This is a genomic window from Camelimonas sp. FR25 (assembly GCF_059740505.1).
Genome location: NZ_JCAWFG010000115.1, coordinates 1 through 405, shown reverse-complemented (window position 1 = coordinate 405; position 405 = coordinate 1). Strand labels below are relative to the sequence as shown.

At 53.6% G+C, this 405-nt stretch carries 1 rRNA gene; it reads right to left on the bottom strand.

The features are described from left to right. A 23S ribosomal RNA gene (locus tag AC6A67_RS16980) occupies positions 1 to 405 on the bottom strand; the annotation flags it as partial.

Sequence of the window (405 nt, the reverse complement as noted above, 5' to 3'; positions counted from 1 at the left end):
CTCCTTATCCCGAAGTTACGGAGGTAAATTGCCGAGTTCCTTCAGCATAGTTCTCTCAAGCGCCTTGGTATACTCTACCAGTCCACCTGTGTCGGTTTCGGGTACGGTCTGATGCAGGGGCTATTTCCTGGAACGCCTTCACCGCACCTCCAATCCAGTAAGGAGATACGATACACGGCATCCGTCACCACCTGCTGGCCCATGAATATTTACATGGTTCCCATCGACTACGCCTTTCGGCCTCGCCTTAGGGGCCGGCTAACCCTGCGAAGATTAACTTTACGCAGGAACCCTTGGACTTTCGGCGACAGTGTCTTTCACACTGTTTGTCGTTACTCATGTCAGCATTCTCACTTCCGATACCTCCAGCGGCCCTCACGGGTCCGCCTTCACAGGCTTACGGAA